Genomic DNA, 22876 nt, shown 5'->3' with positions numbered 1-22876 from the left:
GTGGCCGCGGCCCGATCAGGCGCCGAATCGCGGATCGATCACGTCGTGCAGGAAGGCCCGCCATACCCGGCGGTCGCGCTCGCCAATCCGCGCGCGCTCTTCGCCGTTCATGCCGTAGATGCCGCCGAAGCACTCGACGATGCTGGGACCCGCGAACGCGATGTGCCACTGGTATCGCCAATCGACGAGAAAGCGATCACCCACGTCGGGCAAGCCGAAGCGCAGCCATTCCGAAAGCATCAGGCTCGCAGGCTCCGCAGGCTCCGCCGCGTCGTCGGCATCCTCGTCCTCATCCTCGTCGTCCTCGCCCAAATACGTGATCTGGGCATCGAGCCCGCCGCGGACGAGCGCTTCGCGCAGCCACTCACACAGCCGCCGGAACGCGAATGCGTCGCCGTCGACGATGGCCCGACTCGACGGGTTCCAGGCATCGACCCGCAGGACCTGGCAGATCCCGTCAACCCCGGGCGCGAGCAGGCCGACGAACGCGCCGGCAAATGGGAACGCGCGCCGGAGATCGTCCGCCAGCACGATTGCATAGGGGCCGGCCTCGAACACGCCGAGCAGTCGCTCCGCGCCGACCGCCTCGCGGACGCGCGCGAGCGTCGCAGGGGCAGGCGCGCGCACGATCTCCGCGGCGCGCGTGAGCGCATCGAAATCGAAAGGCGGCACGGGCAAAGGCGGCGGCGCCCCGTGCTCCACGCGCGCGGCGAACAGGTCGACCAGCGGGAAGTAGCACGGCATTGCAGACAAAGAGTCGTCCACGAGCTCGAAGGGCTCACGCCCGAGGTACTCGACAACATGCACGTCGAGCCAAGCACGCCACGTCGCCGCCATCGCCGCGAGCTCCCGCTCAGTCGTCGCATCAGGGCCCGGTCGCGTCAGCGCCGCGCACTCGAGGCCGCCGAGCGGGAGGCCCGCGTGCGCCGTCTCGCCGGTGCCGCGATCGGTGAGCGTGAGCCCGACGCTGCTGCTGCCAAAGCCGCGCAGGCTGCGGTCCGCCGCGAAGACGGAGGTGATCGCGAGCTCGAGGTCGCGGCCCGCGAGCGTGAACGCGTGGCGGTGCTCGCCGAGCAGCCCGGGAAGGTGCTCCTCGCACCACGCCCAGAGCGAGCCTGGCCGCGGCGGCAGGATCGCTGCGGTGATGAGGCGCTCGCAGGCGGTATATTCCGACAAACTTTCGATACCTCCCGCGTCGACCTGGGCGCAAAGCGTCGCCAATTCGCGGGTGAAGCCGTCTCTCGCATCCGGTCCCGTCGGCACGTCGAGATATCGCCGCGCGAGCGAATCGTTGCCGGAGCATGGCAAGCGCCAGCGATGGGTGCCACCGTCGCGCTCGACCACGACGGTGAGCCCGGCATCGACCCACCCGCTGTGCGGGGTCAAGCGAATGAACTCGAGCCACGCGTCTTCGAACCGGAGCGTGGTGCCGCCCTCACGCGCCGCGTGTCCCACGAGCCAGCCGCCGCCCTCGCAGAGCAGCGTCCACAGCGTGCCGTCCGGAAGCGTGGGCGCCGGGAAGTGGCGCAGCCAGTAGCCATTGAGCGCCTCGCCGAGCGCATCCCACAGGCCCTCGGCCCACAGCGGTAGCGGCAGTTTGTCCGCGAGCGCGCCGAGCTTCTCCCGGCGCTCGGCGTCGCGTGGGTCTCGGGTGTAGTCGATCAGGATCTTGAGCTCGTCGGAAGCGTCCAGCTCGGGCGCGACCAGGCGCGCGTCGGCCAGCGCGATCTCCCGAGCCGCGTCGCTCACGGCGTCGACGACCGTGAGCACCTGCCATATCTGGACCTGGTCGGACGGTTCGGCGAGCTCGACCGCGAGGGGTGTCCGCGTTCCGAGGACGCGGATCGCCGCGTCGTGTGCAATGGCGACGATCTCGTCGACGATCGCCTCGCGCGTGAGCCCACGGGTGCGCCCGAGCTCGTCGATGAATGCCTGATGGGATGTAGGAAACATCGAGGGCGATGCTACCGCCGATGGCAGATGAGGTCGAGGTGGGGACGCAGCAAGATCCGGCTCGGTCCTCATGTCGATCCGACTGGCCGGAGGTTTCGAGGACATGCACATTCCCCCCGGGAGACGAGATGACCATCAACCTCGACGCGTACCTTCGACGTATCGGCTACATGGGGCCACGGGCGGCGACGCTCGACGCTCTGCGCGAGCTCATCCTCCGCCACACCGAAGCCATCCCGTTCGAGAACCTGAACCCGCTCTTGGGGTGGCCAGTGCCGCTCGACCTTCCGGCGCTCGAGCAAAAGCTCGTCGAGGGGCAACGAGGCGGCTATTGCTTCGAGCAGAACCGCCTCTTTCAGGCGGCCCTCGAGGCGCTCGGCTTTCGTGTCACCGCCCTCGCCGCGCGCGTGCTCTGGAATGCCACCGAGGACGCGATCACGCCGCGCAGCCACATGCTCCTGCGCGTCGACCTCAGCGACGAGCCGTACATCGTCGATGTCGGTTTCGGGGGACAAGTCCTCACAGGACCGCTACGTCTCGAGCTCGGCACGGAACAGCCGACCCCCCACGAGCCCTTCCGGCTGCTCCCGAGGGAGGACGACCTCTTGATGCAGTCGAAGATCGGCGATGGTTGGAAGACGACCTATCGCTTTGACCTCAAACCACAATACCCGGTCGACTTCGAGGTCTACAACTACTACCTGTCGACCCATCCGCGCTCGCATTTCCGCACCGGGCTGATGGTGGCCCGGTCCGTCCCCGGTCGCCGCTACACGCTTCGAAACCGGCAATGGGCGGTTCACCACCTCGGCGGCCCCACCGAGCGCCATACCCTGGAGCACGCAAAGGACCTGAGGCGGACCCTGGAGCGCGACTTTTTGCTCGCCGTCCCCGACACGCCCGAGCTCGAAGCCGCCTTCGAGCGCCTGACGTAATGCGCGTCGCGCGCTCTCCATCCCTGATCCCTTGAAAAACCGCATCGCTCTGCGACGCATCGAGCTATCCTCGCGCCGTGCGCTCTCTCTTTCTCGACGCCCTTCCTCTGCCGGCCACGGCCCTCGCCCTGCTCGTCGCGATCTTCTTGCCTGCGTGCGGCGGAGCGCCCGCGCTGGCGACCACCACGGCCAAGGAGGCGCCGGCCAAAGCCGCGCCGCCACCCGATCCCATGCTCGAGGGCCTGAAGCGCGCGCTCGCCGACAACCCCAACGACGGCGTGCTCCTCTCGACGCTCGCCGAGCTCAGCGCCGAGCGCGGTGAGCGCGCGGAGACGCTCGGCTACCTGGAACGCCTCGCTGCCCTCCGCTGGCCGTTTGCCCTGCTGGAGAGCTCGTTCGGCGAGCTCCGGCGGGATCCCGCATTCCGCGACGTCGCCGCGCGCATCGGCAAGAACGAGCCCGTGGTGCGCCGCAGCGCGCCCGCATTCACCCTCGACGAGCTCGATCTCGTGCCCGAGGGCATCACCCACGACCCCGCAACCGACACCTTTTACGTCGGTAGCATCCGCCACCGGAAGATCGTGGCCGTCGGCAAGGACGGCAAGGCGCGCGATTTCGTGCGTTCTGCAGAGGACGACCTGCTCTCCGTGCTCGGCATGAAAGTCGACGCCGCGCGGCGCCACCTCTGGGTCGCGACCTTCGCAAGCAAGGGCATGAAGGGTTTTTCGACGGAGATGAAGGGCATGGCCGCGCTCTTTCAATACGATCTCGACAAGGGCGCGCTCCTCCGCAAGATCGTCTGGAAGCGTCCGGGAGAAGCGCACCTCTTCAACGATATCGCTCTCACAGCGGCGGGCGACGTCTTCGTCACCGACAGCGAGGCCGGCTCGGTGCTCGCCCTTCGCGCGGGCACGGATACGCTCGAGGAGGTTTTGCCCGCGGGTTCGTTCGTGTATCCAAATGGCATCGTCCTGGCCGAAGGAGGTGCGCGCCTGTTCGTCGCGCACTGGCGTGGCGTCGCGATGATCGACTTGAAGAGCCGCGATGTACGGCCGCTCGAGGCCCCCGCAGGCGTGGTGCTCGCGGGCATCGACGGGCTCGCGCTCGACGGGCGGCGCCTCGTCGCCGTGCAGAATGGCCTCGGCCGCGCGCGAATCACGCGTTATCACCTCGACGAGGGCCTGTCGCGTGTCGTCCGCGAGGAGATCCTCGAATCGGGTCATCCTCTCTTCGACGGCATTCCAACGACGGGCGTCATCGCCCGCGGCAGCTTTTATTACCTGGCCAACGCGAACCTCCGCGGCTTCGACGAGCAAGGTCGCCCCAAGCCCGGCGAGAACCCCCGCCCATCGCAGGTGCTTGCCGTCCCGCTCGGCGATCCGTGAGCAAAGGCCTCACGGCGGCTCAGCCCATGGGATCCAGGAATCGTATCCGCATCTCGTCCTGCAGGACGTCTCGCGTCCGCCGGCCTGCGCCGCCCGTACGCAGCGCCTCGACGCGTGGCCAGGCGAAAAGCCCCGCAACGGAGTCCGCGTAGAACATCCCTCGCGGCGTGAGGTGCCGCGTCCGCGTCGAGCCTCGCGAGGCCGGCGGCCTCGATCGCCTCGATCTGCGCGCCGAAATGCTCGACGAGGTCCACGCCGAAGAGGTCGCGATACGTGGGGCGCGGAATGCGGAGCAGCGCGAGGCTGCGTGTCGTGAAGAGCAGACGGAGGTCTTCCTCGCCGTACGGAAAGTACAGATCGTGTGCTCCCCAGAAGGCCCCCTCCAAGGACTTGCCGCGAGCGAGCTTCACGGCGCGCCGCTGCCCGAGATTCGTGAACGTCGAGCTCGACAGCGGCCCGAAACCAATCGCGTCGTACCGTTCGGGGGTGAAGCTATACTCCTCGTAGACGAAACGACGATCGGTCGCGTGGACCTCGGCCCGCTCGAAATTGGTCAGCGTCGTCTGCACGTACCCGCGCTCACGCAGCGCCTCGCGCACGGCGAGCCAGTTGTCGCAGGCCTCTTCGAGGGAAGGGAGCGCGGCGCGGACGGCCGGGTCCTCGGCCCAGGGGGTGCCCTGGCCCTCGGCGAGCACCAGATGATAAATGCAGATCTGATCGAATCCGAGCGCCGCGGCCTCGTCCACATCGGCCAGCATTTGCGCGCGGGGCTCCGAAACAGGCTCGGGACGCCCTCCAGGGTCACCTCGGCCCCGCGGAGATCGAGGTTGCGCCCGAGCGCCTCGACGATGTTCGCGAGATCTGTCTTCGGCGTGAGGTTCGCCGTCGCGCCGCCGAAATAAACGGCGTCGACGCGCCGGTCCGCGAGCTCGTCGTGTTTCAGGAAAAACAAGTCGTTCCGGTCGACCACTGCCTTTGCGGTCTGGCGTAGCAGGGCCTTGTCGTAACGATCGACTCCACAGCAGGGCGCATGAGCGGCAGCATCGGATACCCCTGCAGCAGCCGGTGCCGCTGCGGCCCCGCCATCCGTCGAGCGAGCTCGTCGTGCCACGATGTCATCGTTCCATCCATTCGAGCATCGCCAGATCGTCGGGCCCACCGCGCTCCCGAAGCGCCTGAATCACCCGCGCCCTGTCTTCCGGAGACCGATTCTGGCTCAATTTGAACTTGGCCTCCAGGCGCTCGATGGGGAGTGTGAAGCCGACGATCGCGTCGAGCAGGTCCTCGCGGACGTCGCTTTCGAGGTGTTCGAAGCGCCAGGGCTCGCTCGCACCTCGCTCGTGGAAGGCGGAGAGATCGTCGAGCAAGGACGCGAGGCTCGCGCGATCCATCGGGGCTTCGAGGCGGCCGTGGGCGTGCACGACCATGTAGTTCCAGGTCGGGACCTGCTCGCGCGGGTGCTCGTACCAGCGAGCCGAGACGTAGCCGTGGGGGCCGGAGAAAACGACGGTCGCCGGGCGGCCCGCGAGTTTCCAGATGGGGTTCGCTCGGGCGACATGAGCGCGCAGGCTGCCGTGTGGACCCGCGTTGCGATCGAGGAGGAAGGGCAGATGCGCGATCTCCAGGGAGCCATCGCCTTGCGGGACGATGAGGGCGCCGAACGAGTGGGCCTCGATGAAGCCGTGGATCTCTGCCGGATCGGTCGCTTGAAACGTTTTGGGGAGGTACACGTGGACGCAGGATAGCGGACGGCGCGGCGCGTGGTCGAGGGGTCACGAGGGTTCGGGGCCGAGCCCTCGACACGAATCCGGACCATTGCGCAGCGCCATCCGCATGCCCACGCGATAGAGACGTTCTCGCAATGCGGCCGGCGCCAGCACCTCGACGCCGTCGCCCAGGCCCGTGAGCTGGTGCGTGGCCACGTCCTCGCTCTCCAGCAGGAGATCCACCGTCCGAAAGCCCTCGGCGTCCGGCGGTCCCGCGTCCTCCAGCATCCGGCGCACGGCATCGTGCGGGACCACGTGCGGGAGGCCCTTCTGCGCGCCGGGCGAGAGGCGAACACGGCACGGATAGGTCAAGAGCGATCGGTCGAACGTCGCCGACGATTCGGCCCACCACGCGGCAAGGTCGAAATCATCCGGCCGGACAAACGTCTCCGCCTTCGCCTCGGCCTTGTGAATCCGGCTGATCCGGTAGGTCTTGATCACCCGCCGATGCCGCGCGACCAGGTACCACGTGCCCGCCTTGAGCACGAGCCCGAGCGGATCCACGCGACGGCGGGCCGACCTTTCCCCGTGCCGCAAGTCGAGCCGACGACCTTCCCAGACGGCCTCGGCGACGGCCGGCAGCGCATCGAGTTTTTCGCGGCGCGAAAACCACCCCGGCGCATCGAGCAGGAATCGCTCCCGGATCCGGCCGGCACGGCCGCGCAGCTCCGCCGGCAGGGTCGCGTCGACCTTGGCCCGCGCCGTCGCGGCGACCGTGGCCAACCCGAGGTCGGCGACCGCCTGCGGCGCGCCGGACAAAAACAAGGCGCTCGCCTCCTCGGCGGTCAGGCCATCGAGGTGCGTGCGCCAGCCCGGGGCCAGGCGAATCCCGCCGCCCGGCCCCGACTCGGTCCAGAGCGGAACCCCCGCGGCCAAGAGCGCCGCGATGTCCCGGTAAAGCGTGCGGACCGAGACCGAGAGCTCGTCGGCGAGCGCGGTCGCCGTGGCGTGCTTGCGTCGCTGGAGGATGAGGAGGAGCGCGAGAAGCCGGCTGGATCGCACGTCCGCATCATGCCAGAAAAACACTGACAGAAGGTGTCAGGGATGTCCGGGTATCTTTTCAACCATGACTCGGACCCAATACTACGTGGCTGCCAGCATCGACGGGTACATCGCCGACGCCGAGGGGCGTCTCGGCTGGCTGTTTCAATTCAACGACGTCGAAGGCGTGGACGCGCATTACAAGGCCTTCCTCGCCGGGGTCGGGGCGCTCGCCATGGGCTCCGCGACCTACGAGTTCATCCTCGCAGAAGGCCTGAAAGCGTGGCCGTACGCGGGGCTACCGACCTGGGTGTTCACCCATCGCGCGCTGCCGGCCTTCGAGGGCGCGGACATCCGGTTCACCTCCGAGGACGTGAGCGTCGTCCACGAGCAGATGGTGCGCGCGGCCGAGGGGAAACACATCTGGCTCATGGGCGGCGGCAACCTCGTCGCGCAGTTCGCGCGGCGAGGGCTGCTCGACGAGATTCTGCTCGGCGTCGCGCCCGTGGTGCTCGGCAGCGGGGCGCCGCTCCTGCCGGCCTCGATTCCAGGCCCGCTCGAGCTCCAGGGCATCACCCGATTCGGCCGCGGGTTCGTCGAGCTGCGATACGAGATCCCGCGCACCTAGGGCAGAAGGGCACTCCTCGGGCGGGTGGTACGGCGCGTTTCCACTTCCGCCGTCTGTTTGCCCCCTCCCCGGGCAGGACGCTAGGTTCTCGCCGTGCTCGCCCCCGAGCTGACCGTCGCGCTGGTAGCGAAAGCCCTCGTGGGGGAGCGGCAGGCCGTGCGCGCGCTCGTGGACAGGCTCACGCCCGTCGTCCAGATGCGCGTCGCCCGGGCGCTGCGGCGGCGCCGAGGGGCGGCGCTCGGGCGGGATGTCCGGCAGGAGGTCGAGGACCTCACGCAGTCGGTGTTCCTGGCAATTTTCGCGAACGGCGGGCAGGCCCTGCGCAAGTGGGACCCCGCCCGCGGCTCCTCGCTCGAAGGCTTCGTCGGGCTGCTCGCCGACCACGAGATCGCCTCCATCCTGCGCAGCCGCCGGCGCAGCCCCTGGACCGAGGATCCAACCGCGGACGAGGATCTCGCCGAAGACGCGCCCCCGGGCGACGTCGGGCCCGAGCTCGAGACCCTCACGCGCGAGGCCTTGCGGACGATCGTCGACCGGCTGCGCGAGCGGCTGAGCGACCGGGGCCTCGAGCTCTTCTTTCTGCTCTTCGTCGAGGAGCGATCCACCGAGGAAGTCTGCGCGGACACGGGCCTCACGCCGGACGCGGTCTACGCGTGGCGCAGCCGGATCGGCAAGCTCGTCCGGCAGATCGCCGCCGAGCTCGTGTCAGAAAACGAGGATTCGGATCGTAGATCTCTCCGGAGGCCCCCCTGATGACCACGGATGATCTGCTGAAAGCCGTGGCGCAGGCTGCCCGCGAAGACGAGATCGAGGACGATCCGCGCTGGTCCGCCCTGGCCGAGGGGAAGCTGTCTGAGCCTGATCGCGCGGCGCTCGAAGAGCTCACGCGGAAGTCGCCGCGGCACGAGGAGGCCTGGCACATGCTGAGGCCGCTCGACGAGGAGGCCCGCGCGCGGTTCACGGACAGGATCCTCGCGCAGATGGACAGGGAAAAGGCCGCCGAGGAGAGCCCTTCCCCGGCTGCGCCGCCGCGCGAAGGCGCCCAGGTGATCCCGCTCCCGAAGAAACGCACCTGGGTGCCTGCGCTCGTCGCGCTGGCCGCCGCCGCGGCCGTCGCCCTGCTCGTCGGGCTGCCCGGTCGCGGGCCCTCGAACGGGGACCCGCTCCCTGCCTACGAGGTCAGCCTCCTCGGCGGCGAGCGCAGCACCCGCGCGGAGCCCGCGCCGGGCGAGCCGCGCCCGCCGCTCCGCCTCGGCCCGGGTTCGTCCCTGGAGATCGTGCTCCGCCCGGCCACGCCAGACCGGAAGCCGATCGCTGCGGGCGGCTTCTTGATCCAGGATGGCCGCGCGCGCGTGTGGCCGATCCAACCTGACATTTCTCCCGATGGAGCCATCCGCGTCGCAGGGGAGCGGGAAACCTTGTTCCCCAACTTGCCCGCGGGTTCGTACGAGATCGTGATCGCCGTCGGCCGCGTCGGAGCGCTGCCCGAGGCCGACGCGGTGGTCCGCAGCGCCGCTGCGGAGCCGGATGCGCGCGTGCGGCTGTTTCGCCAGTCGATCATGCTCGTGGACCCATGACACCGGCGCCAGCGCGAGCGTCCTCGCTCGTTCCCGCCCTGTTCTTCGCGCTCGCGCTCGGCACGCGCGGCGATTCACGCCTCGAAGCACTTCCCACTCCGCCCTCGCCGCTCCTGCCGCTCGAAGTCGAGGTCGCAGGCTGCGGCGCCGTGCTCGCCGACCCCGCCTGTGAGTTGCCCGAAGATCGAACCCTGCGGGTCTGGGTGAAGGCGCCGCCGGGAGCCCGGATCGAAGCGGCCCTCGATGCCTCCGCCGTCCCGCTCGAAGGTGCCGCAATCCAGGGCGGCACGCTCGGCCGGATCGAGGTCCCCGCCCCCACGCGCGAGCTCTCCGTCACGGCCACGCTCGGCGATCGGCGCGCGGCCTTCCGGCTGCCGCTCCGCCCGCCGAGCCCCGATCCCGCCTTGAAGGAGGCCGAAACCCTGCGGCAAACGGGCAAACTCGACGAGGCCAGAAAGCTGCTCGCGGCGATGAGCGCCGACCCCGATCCTGTGCGCAGGGCGCGGGCGCTCGGCAAGCTCGCCCGGATCGACAGGGCCCAGGGCCGGATCGAGGAGGCGATCAGTCGCTTCGAGGAGAGCATGCGGGCCCACCGCGCGCTCGGCCGGATCTCCGACGAGTTCCTCGATGGGTTCGCGCTCTATTACACGTTGACGTACCACGGGCGGAGGCTCGCGGAGGCGCGGCGCGTGCTCGAACGCCTCGAACCACTCGCGGATCGGAATCCGGAGGGGCGCGTGCTCCTGTCCTATTACGCAGGGCTGCTCTCCTCGGAGACCGGCGATCTGCGCACCACGCTGGGGCTTTTGCGCGCCTCGGCGGAGGGCGCCGAGCGGCTCGGGCTCGCCTTGCATCGCCTCGACGTGCTGCAGCTCGAGGCCGACATGCTGCAAATCCTCGGGCGAGGCGCGGAGGGCGAGGCGCTGCTCGCCGAGGTGCGCGCATCGTTCCCCGAAGACGCGAGCCCGTGCCGAAAGGCCTCGATGCACACGAGCGTCGGCTGGTTCGCCTTGCAAGCCATCGCGAGGGGAGATCGATCGGAGCTACGCATCGAGGACGCGATCGCCGCATTCTCGCGAGCGCTCTCCCTTCACCGGGGCGCGTGTCCGGACGGCGAAAAACTCGCCAATGCGCTCACGAACCTGGCGCTGGCCGAGCTGTTCGGCGGAAATGCCACGCGGGCCGCGGAATACCTCGCCCTCGCGCGCCGCGAGCGCCCCGATCCGGACGCGCGCCTCGCCGTCTGGCTGCTCGATATCGAAGGTCGCATCACCTTCGGGCGCGGCGAGCCGGCGCGCGCGCTTCAAATCTACGAGCGAATGGCGGAAATCGCGGCGGCGGGCGTGCTCCCGGCGAGCCGCTTTCGCGCGGCGCTCGGGCGAGCGGAGGCGCTCGAGGCGCTCGAGCGCGTGGCGGCCGCGAAGGAGGCGTATGCCGAGGCGGAGGCGCTCCTCGACGACCACAGCTTGCTCGTTCCGCTCGGACAAGGGCGCGAGACCTTCCTCGGCCGGTTCGACGAGGGCGCGCGTCGGCGGGTCGATTTCCTCCTGCGCCACGATCCGGCCGAGGCCGCCAGGGCCGCGCGTCGTTCGCGCGCGCGGTCGCTCGCGGCGCTTCGATGGCAGGGCCGCATCGCGGCGCTCGGCCCCGAGGAGCGGGCTCGCTGGGAGGGCGCCATTCTGGATTATCGACGCGAGCGGGATGCGCTCGATCACGAGGCTCGCGGCGACTGGAAGCTCGCGGCCGATGCGCTCGCGCGCGCCCGCGCGGCGAGGAGCGCGCGCGAGGCGAAGCTCGTGGCCGCGCTCGATCAAGCGCTCGCGGTGCTCGGGCGCGCCGAGGTCGATGGTGGCGCGGCGTTGCCTCCTGTGCAGCCGGGCGAGCTGCTCCTCGTATACCACCCGATTCGCGACGGCTGGGCGGGGTTTGCCCTCAGTCGCGAGGGCGTCACGGCGCGCAGACTGCCCGCGCCGAGCGCGACGCCGACGCCGGAGGAGCTTTCCCGATTGCTGCTCGAGCCTTTCGGGGACGTGCTCGCCACGGCAAAGCGGATCCGACTCGCGCCTTATGGCGAGCTCGATCGCATCGATTTCCACGCGCTGCCCTGGAAGGGCGCGCCGCTGCTCGCGCGAGCGCCGGTGGCTTATGTCGTCGACCTCCCCGCGCGCGGCGAGAGCGTCGAGACGCCGGCCGCGGAAGGCGCGGCATCGGCCGTGGTGGTGGCCGATCCGCGTCGCGACTTGCCAGCGGCGCGGCGCGAGGCTGAGATCGTCGCGGGGGCGCTCGAAGAACGAGGGGGCTTCCGGGTGCGGCGATTGTGGACCCGCGAGGCCACGCTCGGCGCGGTGCGCGAGGGGCTCGAAATGCCCGGGGCCATGCTCTTCCATTATGCGGGGCACGGCTTCTTCGGCGGGCGCGACGGCTGGGAGAGCGGCCTGCCGCTCGCGGAGGGCGGCTTTCTGAGCGTGCGGGACGTCCTTTCTTTGCCGCGGGTGCCGGCGCACGTCGTGCTCTCCGGGTGCGACACGGCGCGGACGGCGGCCGAGGCGCGCGCCGAGGGGCTCGGGCTCGCCCAGGCGTTCGTCGTGGCCGGAGCTCGGTCCGTGATCGCGGCGACGCGCCCAATCGACGACCACATGGCCCAGCGGATGATGGCGGCGCTGTATGGTTCGCCCTCCGCGCGTGGCCCGATCGACGCGGCCGCCGCCCTGCGCGACGCGGCGCTCTCGGTCCGGGGCGAGGACGCCGCGTCCGACTGGGCGAGCCTGCGTGTGCTCGTGCCCTGATCGCGTGCTGCCAGAAAAAAGTGGTGGGGTTGTCAGACTCCGAAACGCGGCGTCGTAAAGGACAGGCGTGGAGGACGTCATGCATTATCGAATCGCGCTTGGTTTGTGCCTTTTGGTCATGGGTTGTGCCTCGGGCAGCGCGCCCGACACCAAGGAGAGCGTGCCGGTCGTCATGGCCCGCACGTGGCCGCAGCCTACCGATCCGCAATGCGGCGCGTGCTCGTATGTGCTGGCGGAGCGTACGGTGTACGCTTCGCTGGACAGCATGGACGAGATGCCTCCGATGGATCTCGTCCTTTACTCGTCGTCGAAGCAGGTCCTCCAGAGACACGTCGGCCTGGCACCCCGGACGTACGCTCCGGGCAAGGCAACATATCCGGTCCCGGACGGCGCGACGCAGGACGTCGGTTATGGCGTGCTCGGTTGGCAGGGCCGGTCGGGTTACCAGACCAAAACGATCCCGGTCGCGTACAGGTCCCCATTGCCCACGCAATGAGCCGCGCGCTCCTGCTGCGATGGGGTTGTCAGACCGGGCGGGGCGTCGTCGTAAGGACAGGCGCGGAGGGATACGATGCGAAATCAAATTGTGTTCGGATTGTGCATTCTGGTCATGGGCTGCGCCTCGAGCAGCGCGCCCGAGGTAGCGGAGAGCAAAGCGGCCGTCATGGCGCTTCGAGCTCCGCTGCCGCGCCCTACCGATCCGCAGTGTGGCGCGTGCACGTACGTGATCAACGAAACGCTGGTGTATGCGTCGCTGGACGGCATGGACCAGATGCCCTCGATGGATCTCATCCTCTACACGTCCACGGGGGAGGTCCTCGGCAAATATGATGGGCTCGCGCCCCGGACGTACGCGCCTGGCAAGGCGACGTATTGGGTCTCGGACGGTCCGACGAGGAGCGTCGAGTATGGCGTGCTCGGTTGGCAGGGCCTGACGGGCTACCACACGCAAAAGATCAAGGCGGTTTCCTCGGAGATACTCCTCCCCGTGGAATGACCCGCGCGCTTCCCCTGCGCGCCGCCCCGCCTCCCCTCCTCCCGGCCCCCTGCTCGCCCGTATCACCTCTGCCGCCGCACCACGCATCACCCCGCGTGATGCACCCACGCGTCCGCGGCGAGAATGAGCACGGTCCGAAGCGGTAGCCGGCCGCCGAAAAAACCCGGCGAGGGTCGTCAGAAAACGGAGACCCTCGTCGTAAGAACCATCGAGGCGAGCGCGAGGATACGAAAGAGCGCGCTGCCCGAGAAAATTCACGCGGGGAGGCGAAGCACGGGCGCCGCGAAGGCCCCCCTGCCCTCGTCTGCCCCGAAAGCCATCGCCCCTGGGGGCATCAGACGAAGACCGTTCGAAACCAGAGAAAGAGAGACCCACATGAAGACGAACTCGATTTTCACGGCATTGCTCATCGGCACCGGCCTCGTCGCGACGGCTTGTATTGCGGATCCCGGCGTCGCGGACGATGTCGGCGAGGAATACGGCATCGAGGAGGGGCGCGTCGGCGAGGCCGAGGAGGCGCTGCAGATCGCATGGCCCGTCGCGGCGTGGCATTTCGACGTCAATTGCAGCGGCGCCACCGCGTTCGATTCGTCGGGCAACGATCTGCACGGCGTCCGGTCGGGCGGCGTGAATTGCGCGGCGGGCGCGAAGGGCGGCAAGAGCCTCGAATTCAACGGGACGAACGGCAAGGTCGAGATCCCGGACCAGGCGGCGCTCGATTTCACGACCGCCATGACCGTTTCGGCTTGCGTGAAGCCCCAGTCCCTCGCGTCAGGCACCATCCTGAGCAAGTGGTACGCCCTCGATTCCTACCAGCTCGGTGTGTCCTCGGGGAACGTCCTTTTCTCGGTGGCATTCCCGGGCGGCCAGTGGGGCGTCACGAAAGACGTGACGGCGCCGGCGGCGACGGGCGTGTGGCAACACGTGGCCGGCGTGTACGACGGGGCGAACCTGCTCCTTTACCGGAATGGCGCCCTCGTGGCGTCGACGCCGGCGAGCGGAACGCTACAGCAATCGAGTCGCCCCGTGGTGATCGGCAATCACCCGTCGTGGAGCGCGTTCAACGGCAACATAGACCACGTCTACCTGTACAATCGCGCGCTCACGGCCGCGGAGATCGGCACGTTGAAGGCCGAGTGCCTGAACTGAAATGGCGGGGACGTGGCAGGCGCCTCGGTGACGGGGCGCGGCCCGTCGGTTCATCGTCCGCCGATCACGTCGCCGGAGGGGTCCGCGGCTTGCGCGGCTTGCGCTCCTTGGGCGCGCCGAGCACGGCGCGCGCGTCCTCGAAGGCCTCGCTGAAGAGCGCCGGCGTCGGCGGCGCCCAGATCGGCAGCCGGATCGGCTCGATGTCCTGGAGGCCGCACTTCTTCTGGCCACGCTCCCGGACCCAGATCGCGTCGTGCCGCGCCATCATGAACCAGCCGTCCGCAAGCGGACGCCTCGAATCGGTCACGACGCCCTGCTCGACCTTCCCTCGATGGTAGCCGCGCTGCCGCAAGAGGCCCTCGAAGGCCACGAGCGGCCGCGGCTCGGTCGCGACGATCAGCGCGGAGAGCTCGGCCGCTGCGTCGCGGGTGAAGGGGCGTTCGAGCTGCGCGAAGGGCTGCACGAGCGCGAGCGCCGAAAGCTGCCTGCGCAGGGCCACGAGCGCCGCCTCGTCGATCTCGATCGGGTGCGGGATCGTCACGGGCGCCTCGAGCTCCACGGCCGCGCCCGCGGCGTCGACCACATCCTCGGCCGTGAGGATCGCGAGGCGACCGTTCACGTCCTTCCACACGAGCCCGGCCGCGAACGCGCGCACCACCGGGTGTTCGAGCACGAACGCGCGGAAGTGATCGGCGTCGAAGCGTCGGGCCACGATCATCGCCGCTTCGAGCCTTCGGCGGTCGCGCGTGTCTTCTCGAGATCGTGCGGGGCGCGCGGGGTCGTGTGGTCGAGAAGTCGATCGCGGCCTGTACCCCGCTCCTCGCACGCGCGGCGGAGCGCTTCCTCCGCGACCCGCGCGAGCGCTGGCTCGCCGTGCTCCGCGAGGTGATCGAGCCATTCGAAGGCGACGCCGCGGCCACTCCGGCAGAGCGCCTCGATCTCGAGCGGCGTCCGGGCCGCGGCGCCGAGCGCGTCGAGCTGCGCGTCGCTGCCGAGCGTGCCGATCGCGAGCACGCGCCACGGCTTGTGCCCGAGCATCTCGCGCTCCATCGCCGCGAGGAGCTCGGCCGCATCGCCGTCGTCGATTTCGCGGCGAATCGCGGCGAGGCCACCATAGGGCACGCTCGCGTCGTCTGCGGTGAGCGCGGCGAGGAGCCCACGGCGCGCGTCTTCAGAGAGCTCCACGCCGTCGCGGAAGCGAATCGCCGGCATCCCGGGGAGCCGCGGGACGTTTGCGCCCCGCGCTCTCGCACGTTCGGCGAGGTACACGTCGAGCGCCGCGTGATCGGACGCGAGCACGCTCGTGCGGCATGACTCGAGCGCGAGCGTCAGCGCCGCGAGCCGCTCGCCGGTCGCACCCGCGAGCGCTTTTTCGAGCGCGGCAGCCGCCTCCGGAGCAAGCAGCGCGCAGAGCACGCGCGCCGCCGAAACGACGCTCTCGTCGTCGTCCCGCGCGAGCAAGGGAAGCACCTCGGGCACCACGCGTTTGCCTGCACGCACGAGGCCGCGCACCGCGCTCTCGCGCACCGGCGCATCCTCGCTGCGCGCGCACGCGAGCAGCACGCGTCGTCCCTCCCACGGAGAACGCTCGGCGACGTGTGCCGCGATCTTCGCGGTGTTTCCCGGAAGGCGCCGCTCCAGCCGAAAGCCGAGCGGCTCGAGCGCGGACGGCACGCGGTCGAGAAGCGTCTCGTCGAGCCCGTGGATGCCGCGGTCCGCGACCAGGAGGTCCGCGACGATCGCAGCGATGCCAAGGTGCTTGCCGGCCTCGGCCACGGCGAACCCGAAGAAGCTGTGCACCACGTCGAGCTCGGCGAACGCCGCAAGCGCGCGCGCCGGATCGGCCTGGATCGCCGCGCGCACCTGAACGAGCGCGTGCTCCGGCCAGAACCCGGCATAGCTTCGGCCGTGGGCCACCATCTCCGCGTACCGCGCGCGCTCCTCGCGCGTGAGCGACACCTGGAGCTCGCGCAGCGCGACATCGGCCGGAGTCGGCTGCCCCGTGACCGCGCGCAGCTCGTCCCTCGCCCAGCGCGCAAGCGTCCCCTCGCCCTTCGACGCCTCGATCAGCGCCGGCCGCGTGCCCTCCCCGAGCATTCGGAGCGCATCCCGCGCGGCGTCGCGCGTGATCTCGTGGCGGTCGTCGGCATGCGCGAGGAGCACCTTGGCCACGCTCGGATCGCCCAGCGCGCCAAGCGCGCGTAGCGCCACGCCGCGCCACGCCGCCTGTTTGCCCGGTCCTTCGAGCCACGCGACGAGCGGCGCGACCGCGGCGGGGCCCGAGGCGATCAGCGCCTCCTGCATCACGCGTTCGTTCCAGTGATCGCGGCCGCGATCGTCGGGAAAACGCTTTGCAAGATCGTCGAGCGCGAGCCCGAGGATCTTGGACGTGGGCACGAAACGCGCGAACGTCCAGTTGATCGTGGGCATCGCGAGGAGGAGCGCCTCGCGCCGCTCGGGCGTCAGCGTGAGCAGCGTCTCGCCGAGGATCGTGACGATCGGTTGGCTGGATGCGATCGTCATCGCCTGGGTCAGAAGCGCGTCCCAGCGCGCATCGAGTGGAGCACCTGTGGCCTCGAGGAGGCGCGGCAGGAGGAACGCGCACGCGAGCGTCACGTCGGGCTGGTGCGGCGGGCTCTCCTCCGCGCGCATAATCACCAGCGGGAGCGCCTCCTTCGCGATCGACCGCACGTAGCGGAGCGCGCGCTTCGGCTCCGGGTCGTGGCCCCAGGCCTGCGGATCGAACGCGAGCGCGATGGCGGCCTCGGGGCTCATCGTAAAACCCTCGTCGAGCAGGCCGTCGGCGCCGTTCCACAGCACGTCGCGCGCGTTCGGCGACGGGAGCGTGCGACGGAGCGCGGCGAGCGCGGCGGGCACGTCGGTCGCGAGGAGCGCCGCGCGCATGGCATCGGGCATCGGCCGCGTTGTGTTCAGAGAGCTGCCCCAAGCGTCGCCGCGTGGACAGCGCTCCTCGTGCGTCAGCACGCCGTTCGTGAAGATCGTCCAGTAGCCCTCGAACACCTGCTCGCCCTTGGCGTTCCGCGAGCGTTTGCCTTTCCGAACGGGTTTGCCGTGCTCGAAGACCGTCACGAGCCAGACGCCGTCACCTTGTGCGACCTCCTCGAGCATCAACGAGCCGTCTTCCCGGAACGTGTGCCACGTCCCGATCGGCTCGCCGATTGAGACGCCGGCCTGCCAGAGCGCGCCGTTCGGGTGGTACCAGCGCACCGGTCCGTCGTTTGTCCCGTCGCTCTTGCGCGTGACCCACTGGCATTTGCGCTGGGTCTCGGCCGCGTCGTGAAAGGACGTGTGGAGCGTGTGGGTCTCCTCTTGCTCGGGCGCGAGGACGATCGGCTCGTAGGATGTCGGGACCACGGGCGTTACGATACGCGCGCGCGCCTCAACCTCCATCACGGACGTCACGGGTGGTGCGACGGGCCGAAGACATGGAGGCCACTGACGGCAGTCGCGACAGATCGAATACCGTTATGCAATTGCAGACATCGGCGAGAATGTGCTCCGGTGGAGCGCCGAAACGTCCCCGTTGAATCAAGCGCAGCGGGTGGAAGCGCCCTCTTTGCGCAAGTTTCCAGCATTCGTCCCGATGGACGCGCGCTCGTTTCCGTGTGACGTTGGGAAAACAAGTATGGACGCGACCTTGTCAAAGAACCGACGCATCCTGGTCGTGGACGACAGCGACTCCATTCACCGCGACTTTCAGGAGATACTCAAACATCGTATGTACACATACGATCTCGATGCCATGGAGGCGTCGATCTTCGGGGGGCACACGGCCGCGTCGCCCGTGCTGGGGTTCGAGCTCAGCTTCGCGTCGCAAGGCGCCGAGGCGCTGGAGAAGGTCCGGAAAGCCCGCGACGTCGCCGCCCCCTATGCGCTCGCGTTCGTCGATATGCGTATGCCCCCGGGATGGGACGGGCTGGAGACGCTGACGCACCTCTGGGCCGAGGATCCGACCCTGCAAGCCGTCATTTGCTCGGCTTATTCGGACCATTCCTGGGCCGACATCACCGCGAAGCTCGGGGTGACCGATCGCTTCTTGATCTTGAAAAAGCCCTTCGATCCAGTGGAGGTTCGCCAGATCGCCTGCGCGCTCACCGAGAAATGGAACCAGGCCGATCGTTCTGCCCACGCCGAGGCCGATCTCCGGCGGAGCGAGGCGAAAAACCGAGGGATCCTCACAGCACTGCCCGATGCGTTGCTCGTCGTCACGCGGGACGGAACGTGTCGCGATTTCAAGCCCGCGCGCGGAGCCGTCGCGTCCACGCTCGTGTTTCGTACGGATGAGCCCATTTCCGCGGTGCTCGGGGAGGAGCTCGGCGCGCAGATGGCCGACCACGTGGGGCTCGCCATCGACACAGGCAGCGCGCAGATCTTCGAGCTCCGGCGCGAACAGGAGGGCGGCGCACGCCATTTCGAGGCGCGCGTCGCGGGCCTCGACGCCGAGGACGCGCTCGTGCTCCTGCGCGACGTCACCGAGGAGCGGCAACGCGACGAGGCGATCAAGCAGCAGCGGGCGCGGGAGGACGCCTTGCGCGCGCAGGCCGAGACGCTGCTTTCGATCTCCACGCCGCTCATTCCCATCACCGACGATATCGTGGTGATGCCCCTCGTGGGCGAGCTCGAGCCCTTGCGGATGCGGCACGCGCAGGAGACGCTCCTGCAGGGCATCATGGCGCGCAGGGCGCGCACGGCCATTCTCGACGTGACCGGTGTGCCGCGCGTCACGCCCGTGACCGCCGACGAGATCGTGCGTATCGCGCAGAGCGCGCGCCTGCTCGGCGCGGAGGTCATGCTCACGGGGATCCGGCCCGAAGTGGCGCAGACCTTGGTGGCCCTGGGTGAGAGTTTTTCCGGGCTATCGACGCAGCGAACGCTGCAGAGCGGCATCGCATTCGCGATGGGGCGCCGTTAGCAGGCTGTCAGCGGGGGGGACGTCGTATGCGTGGGTGGCTGAAATCACTGGGAATGTGGAGCTTTTTGGGAGGCATCGTCCCGGCCACGACGCTCTCCGTCGTTTTGACGGGGCCCATGGACGAGCCCGTATCCGAACGCCCCGATATCGTGCCCGGCGCGGCGCCCGCGGTGGCCGCGCGCCCCGTGCACATGGTGATGAGCGGGGCGTTCGTGTCGGAGTCGGGCATCAATCTCTACGAGAGCATCGCGCATCACCTGGCCCGGAAAACCGGGATCACGATCGAGGTCACGACGGGCCTCGCCTACAGCACGATCAACAGCATGCTGGAGACGGGCGCCGTGGAGCTCGGCTTCATCTGCGGATTGCCCTATACCGTGCTGCGCGACCTGCCCACCCCGCGCGCCGAGCTCCTCGGCGGGCCCATCATGAAATACCCTCGTTATGGGGGCCAGCCCGTCTACTTCGCGGATCTCGTGGTGCGGAACGATAGCCCGTACCATTCGCTGGAGGATCTCCGGGGCCGCACCCTCGTGTACAATGACGAGCGGTCGCACACCGGGTACAACGCGCCCCGCCACCACCTGATGGAGCGCGGCTTCGCGCGCGGCTTCTTCGGCAAGGTCGTGCGCTCCGGCTCGCACGAGGAGTCGATCCGCATGGTGGCCGCGGGCGAGGCGGACGCGAGCTGGGTGGACAGCCTGGTGCTCGATTACGATCGCGAAAAGCGCCGCGGCCGCGCGGGCGAGGTGCGGGTCCTCGAGAGCATCGGTCCCATGACCGTGAGCCCCGTCGTCGCCTCGCCCGATTTACCGGCAGAGCTCCGCGCCGCGCTCCGGAAGACGCTCCTCGGCATGCACGAGGATCCGGACGGGAAGCGGCTGCTCGACGCGGCGTTCATCGAACGGTTCGCCCCGATCGAGGACGCCCATTACGATGCGCACCGCTCCATGATGCGCGCTGCCGAAAAGGCGGAGGTCGTCGCGATCCGATGAGCGCGCCGCCACCTCGCGCGGGCATGCGCGGCCTCGTCCAGCCCTTCGTGGTGCTGCTCGCCGCGAGCGTGGCCTTGCAGCTCGCCTCGCTCTTGGCGGTGCGCGAGATCGGCCTCCGCACCGAGCAACGTCGCCTCTTGCTCTCGGCCTCTGAAGCCACACAGGATCTCCTGGATCGATACGAGAGCACCACGTACCTCGCCGTCGTGGGGCTCTCCACGTCCGATTGGGACCTCTTGCTCCGGCAGCGCAAGCTGGCCAAAGCGCTCGAGACGCAGGTCTCGCAGAACCTCGTGGCGCTCCAGCACGGGGGAAAGGCGCATATCGGCGGCGCGGAGGTCTCGCTCTCGCTCCTCTCCGACGACGAGCTTGCGACGAAAGAGCACCTCGCCGCCGCGGAGCCCCTCTGGGCCGAGGTGCGAACGAGCGCCGTGCGCGTGCTCCGCTCGGACAACCAGTCGCTCCGGAACAACCCCGACATCGAACGATTCCAGGCCGCGTCGCAGCGGCTCGATGAGGCGCTCGTCGCCCTCGACGCGGACCTCGACCGGCGCGCCGGGCCCGATCTGATCTGGCTCGGGCGTGCGCAACGGGCGCTGCCGGTGGGGACCGTGGCCTTGATGCTCTTGCTCGGCGTCTTCGTTTTTCGGCGCATCCTCGTGCCCTTCGACGCATCCATGAAGGACCTCGCGCGGAGCGAGGGTGCATTACGCGTGGCGCGCGACGAGCTCGAGCATCGAGTGGAGGAGCGCACCGCGGAGCTCTCGACCGCGAACACCGAGCTCGTGGCGGAGCGCGAAAAGCTCGCTCGCGCGAACCAGGAGCTCGAGTCGCAACGCGAAAAACTCCTTCGGGCAAACACCGAGCTCGAGCGGCAGGAAGAGGCGCTCCGGCGTTCCAACGAGGAGCTCGAGCGGCGGGTGGAGGAGCGCACCGCGGAGCTCCGGGAGGCGCAGCAGCGCTCGCTCGCGCTCGCGCGGCAAGCGGGCATGACGGAGATCGCCTCGAACGTGCTGCACAACGTGGGCAACGTGCTGAACCACGTGAACACCGGAAGCGCGATGCTCGCGGAGCGGCTGCGGGCGCTCCGCGTCGAGCCCATCCTCAAAGCGGCCGAGATGCTGGAGGCGCAAAAGGCGGATCTGGCCAGGTTTTTCTCGACAGACGAGCGCGGACGCAGGCTGCCAGAGTATTTCGGCAAGCTGGGCCAGAGCCTCGCCGCCGAGCGGGCGGATCTGCTCGCCCTGGTGGGCGGGCTCGAGGAGCACGTGGCGCACATCCGCGCGGTCGTCGATTTCCAGCAGAGTTATGCCACCGTGACGAACCTCGATGAGCCGGTGGATCTCGCGGTGGTCCTCGACGACGCGCTCCGCATCTCGATGGCGAACGGCCGCCGGGGCGGTCGTCGAGCGCGCACTTTCGCCTCTGCCGCGGGTGCTCTGCGACAAGCACAAGGTGCTGCAGATCGTCCTGAACCTCCTCGCCAATGCGAAATGGGCGCTCGACGAGCGGGAGGGAGAGGGCAAGCGCCTCGCGGTACGGCTCGCGCGACCGGCGGAGGACCGGGTGCGCATTCAGATCATCGACAATGGCGTGGGGATTGATTCCGCGCTGCTCACGAAGATCTTCCAGCACGGATTCACGACGCGGAAAGGCGGCCACGGCTTCGGGCTGCATTCCTCGGCGCTCGTGGCCCGCGCCATGGGCGGGACCCTCGCCGCGGAGAGCGAGGGCCCGGGCCATGGGGCGACGTTCACGCTGGAGTTCCCGTTTCGACCTGCGGGATGAGTCGTCAGCCTGGCGCGGATTCCGCGGTCGCTTCCTCGGAGGTTTGTCCCGTGATACGGGTGCCGCAAAGGACGTCCCACAGGTAGAGCGCCTCGCCGAAATGCGTGTTCGCCCGGGCGTGGTGCACGTTGTGGAAGGCCGAGGTGTTGAGGAAGATCCGCGGCAACGTCCTCTCGACCCACGACAGGGTCACGCCGCAGTGGAGATAGAAGTTGAGGTTCACGAATCCCACGACCAGCCCGAAATAGAGCGGCGCCCAGTGCAGCGCCTCGGGGATGCACAGGAAAAGAATCGGCCAGAACGTGAGCAGCGCCTCGACCGGGGCCACCGCGAACCCGGCGAAGGCGGTGGGATCACGGAAGACGTGGTGGGATTTGTGGAATCCGAACAAGAGCCGCGTGTGCAAGAGCCGGTGCTTCCAGTAGAGCCACGCGTCGATCACGACGACGCCGAGGAAGGTCTGCACGAGGACCCGGGTCACGCTCACGCCGTGCGCGTCGAGGTCCCAGACGAGCCCTGTCGGATGCCCCAATCGCCACGCCGTGAGGGGCCAGGCCATGAGGCAGGCGGCGACGTACATGGCGCGCGCCGTCTCGAAGGCTTCCCGCGCCATGGGCGCCGGCTTGATGCGTGGCCCCTGAATCCGCGCCCCGAGGCGGCGCGAGAGCCATGTCACGATCGCCGCGCCCGACAGCACGGGCACCACGAGGGCGGCCACGGAAAAGGCGAGGCTCGAAAACCAGGTCCCCGGGCTCTCGGGATGAAGAAATCCAGCGGCCGTCAAGGCGACGAGGACGGCGGCGTCGATGATCTCGTGGATGGTCCAGCGCCGAGCATTCTGCGCTGGAGGCGGAGCTCGCATGGCATACCTCCGATCGGATGCCTTCGAGCCAGTATCACAGCTTGCAGCGGTTCATCAATTCCCAGCAGCGATGCGTCGAACGCGACGACAGTGCGACTGCGGCGGGATTTTCCAGGCGGAGCATCCGACCGACACGAGCAC

The 22876-nt window shown here is 69.2% G+C and carries 19 protein-coding genes; 12 read left to right on the top strand and 7 right to left on the bottom strand.

The window, feature by feature from the left end:
* Window positions 1–15: 15 nt before the first annotated feature.
* Window positions 16–1953: a NusA N-terminal domain-containing protein gene (locus tag KEG38_RS44660; RefSeq protein WP_272426869.1), complete on the bottom strand. Its 1938-nt coding sequence runs from the start codon at window positions 1951–1953 to the stop codon at window positions 16–18.
* 128 nt (window positions 1954–2081) lie between these two features.
* Between KEG38_RS44660 and KEG38_RS44655 the strand changes: the two genes are divergently transcribed.
* Together KEG38_RS44655 and KEG38_RS44650 are read left to right on the top strand one after the other, a co-directional pair.
* Window positions 2082–2888, top strand: a complete 807-nt coding sequence (locus KEG38_RS44655) for an arylamine N-acetyltransferase family protein (protein WP_272426868.1) — start codon at window positions 2082–2084, stop codon at window positions 2886–2888.
* A 77-nt stretch (window positions 2889–2965) separates the two neighbouring features.
* Entirely contained in the window at window positions 2966–4273 is a 1308-nt protein-coding gene (locus tag KEG38_RS44650; protein WP_272426867.1) for an SMP-30/gluconolactonase/LRE family protein, read from the top strand.
* Here the strand turns inward: KEG38_RS44650 and KEG38_RS44645 are convergent.
* The 3 genes from KEG38_RS44645 to KEG38_RS44635 all read right to left on the bottom strand — a co-directional run bounded on the left by KEG38_RS44645 (window position 4165) and on the right by KEG38_RS44635 (window position 7041).
* Entirely contained in the window at window positions 4165–5031 is an 867-nt protein-coding gene (locus KEG38_RS44645; RefSeq protein ID WP_272426866.1) for a hypothetical protein, read from the bottom strand. The two genes, KEG38_RS44650 and KEG38_RS44645, sit on opposite strands and share 109 nt — an antisense overlap.
* 357 nt (window positions 5032–5388) lie before the next feature.
* On the bottom strand, window positions 5389–6003 hold the full coding sequence (locus KEG38_RS44640; RefSeq protein ID WP_272426865.1) for an FMN-binding negative transcriptional regulator: 615 nt from the start codon (window positions 6001–6003) through the stop codon (window positions 5389–5391).
* A gap of 42 nt (window positions 6004–6045) precedes the next feature.
* Window positions 6046–7041, bottom strand: a complete 996-nt coding sequence (locus KEG38_RS44635; RefSeq protein WP_272426864.1) for a helix-turn-helix transcriptional regulator — start codon at window positions 7039–7041, stop codon at window positions 6046–6048.
* Window positions 7042–7105: 64 nt separating this feature from the next.
* On the opposite strand from KEG38_RS44635, the gene KEG38_RS44630 reads away from it, so the two are divergent.
* From KEG38_RS44630 to KEG38_RS44600, 7 genes are all read left to right on the top strand, one after another.
* Window positions 7106–7648 (top strand): dihydrofolate reductase family protein, encoded by a 543-nt coding sequence (locus tag KEG38_RS44630; protein ID WP_272426863.1) that lies wholly within the window; start codon window positions 7106–7108, stop codon window positions 7646–7648.
* Between the two features lie 93 nt (window positions 7649–7741).
* Entirely contained in the window at window positions 7742–8401 is a 660-nt protein-coding gene (locus KEG38_RS44625; protein WP_272426862.1) for an RNA polymerase sigma factor, read from the top strand.
* Entirely contained in the window at window positions 8401–9225 is an 825-nt protein-coding gene (locus KEG38_RS44620) for a hypothetical protein (protein WP_272426861.1), read from the top strand. The genes KEG38_RS44625 and KEG38_RS44620 overlap by 1 nt, the downstream gene beginning before the upstream one ends.
* Window positions 9222–12011 carry a CHAT domain-containing protein gene (locus tag KEG38_RS44615; RefSeq protein ID WP_272426860.1) on the top strand — a complete coding sequence of 930 codons (2790 nt, stop codon included), beginning with the start codon at window positions 9222–9224 and terminating at the stop codon, window positions 12009–12011. The genes KEG38_RS44620 and KEG38_RS44615 overlap by 4 nt, the downstream gene beginning before the upstream one ends.
* 79 nt (window positions 12012–12090) lie before the next feature.
* Window positions 12091–12507 carry a hypothetical protein gene (locus KEG38_RS44610; RefSeq protein ID WP_272426859.1) on the top strand — a complete coding sequence of 139 codons (417 nt, stop codon included), beginning with the start codon at window positions 12091–12093 and terminating at the stop codon, window positions 12505–12507.
* Window positions 12508–12582: 75 nt separating this feature from the next.
* Window positions 12583–13008: a hypothetical protein gene (locus tag KEG38_RS44605; RefSeq protein WP_272426858.1), complete on the top strand. Its 426-nt coding sequence runs from the start codon at window positions 12583–12585 to the stop codon at window positions 13006–13008.
* A 375-nt stretch (window positions 13009–13383) separates the two neighbouring features.
* Complete coding sequence (locus KEG38_RS44600) at window positions 13384–14157, top strand: LamG domain-containing protein (RefSeq protein WP_272426857.1); 774 nt, start codon at window positions 13384–13386, stop codon at window positions 14155–14157.
* A gap of 64 nt (window positions 14158–14221) precedes the next feature.
* Here the strand turns inward: KEG38_RS44600 and KEG38_RS44595 are convergent, their stop codons facing one another.
* A complete protein-coding gene (locus KEG38_RS44595) occupies window positions 14222–14875 on the bottom strand; it encodes a DUF4132 domain-containing protein (RefSeq protein ID WP_272426856.1) in 654 nt (217 codons plus the stop codon).
* Window positions 14872–17532, bottom strand: a complete 2661-nt coding sequence (locus KEG38_RS44590; RefSeq protein ID WP_272426855.1) for a hypothetical protein — start codon at window positions 17530–17532, stop codon at window positions 14872–14874. Before KEG38_RS44590 ends, KEG38_RS44595 begins: the two co-directional genes overlap by 4 nt.
* 283 nt (window positions 17533–17815) lie before the next feature.
* On the opposite strand from KEG38_RS44590, the gene KEG38_RS44585 reads away from it, so the two are divergent.
* The 3 genes from KEG38_RS44585 (at window position 17816) to KEG38_RS44575 (ending at window position 21873) form a co-directional block, all read left to right on the top strand.
* On the top strand, window positions 17816–19090 hold the full coding sequence (locus KEG38_RS44585) for a response regulator (protein WP_272426854.1): 1275 nt from the start codon (window positions 17816–17818) through the stop codon (window positions 19088–19090).
* A 116-nt stretch (window positions 19091–19206) separates the two neighbouring features.
* Entirely contained in the window at window positions 19207–20085 is an 879-nt protein-coding gene (locus tag KEG38_RS44580; RefSeq protein ID WP_272426853.1) for a phosphate/phosphite/phosphonate ABC transporter substrate-binding protein, read from the top strand.
* A 1329-nt stretch (window positions 20086–21414) separates the two neighbouring features.
* The gene (locus KEG38_RS44575; protein WP_272426852.1) at window positions 21415–21873 is read left to right on the top strand and encodes a sensor histidine kinase; all 459 of its coding nucleotides are present in this window, start codon (window positions 21415–21417) and stop codon (window positions 21871–21873) included.
* Window positions 21874–21877: 4 nt separating this feature from the next.
* Here KEG38_RS44575 and KEG38_RS44570 read toward each other — a convergent pair whose 3' ends face one another.
* Window positions 21878–22735 (bottom strand): sterol desaturase family protein, encoded by an 858-nt coding sequence (locus tag KEG38_RS44570; RefSeq protein ID WP_272426851.1) that lies wholly within the window; start codon window positions 22733–22735, stop codon window positions 21878–21880.
* Window positions 22736–22876 lie beyond the last annotated feature (141 nt).

It is taken from the genome of Polyangium jinanense, assembly GCF_028435265.1.
GTDB classification, from domain to species: domain Bacteria; phylum Myxococcota_A; class Polyangia; order Polyangiales; family Polyangiaceae; genus Polyangium; species Polyangium jinanense.
Note: the sequence above shows the minus strand (reverse complement) of the source record. Positions and strands in the feature narration are given on the sequence as shown.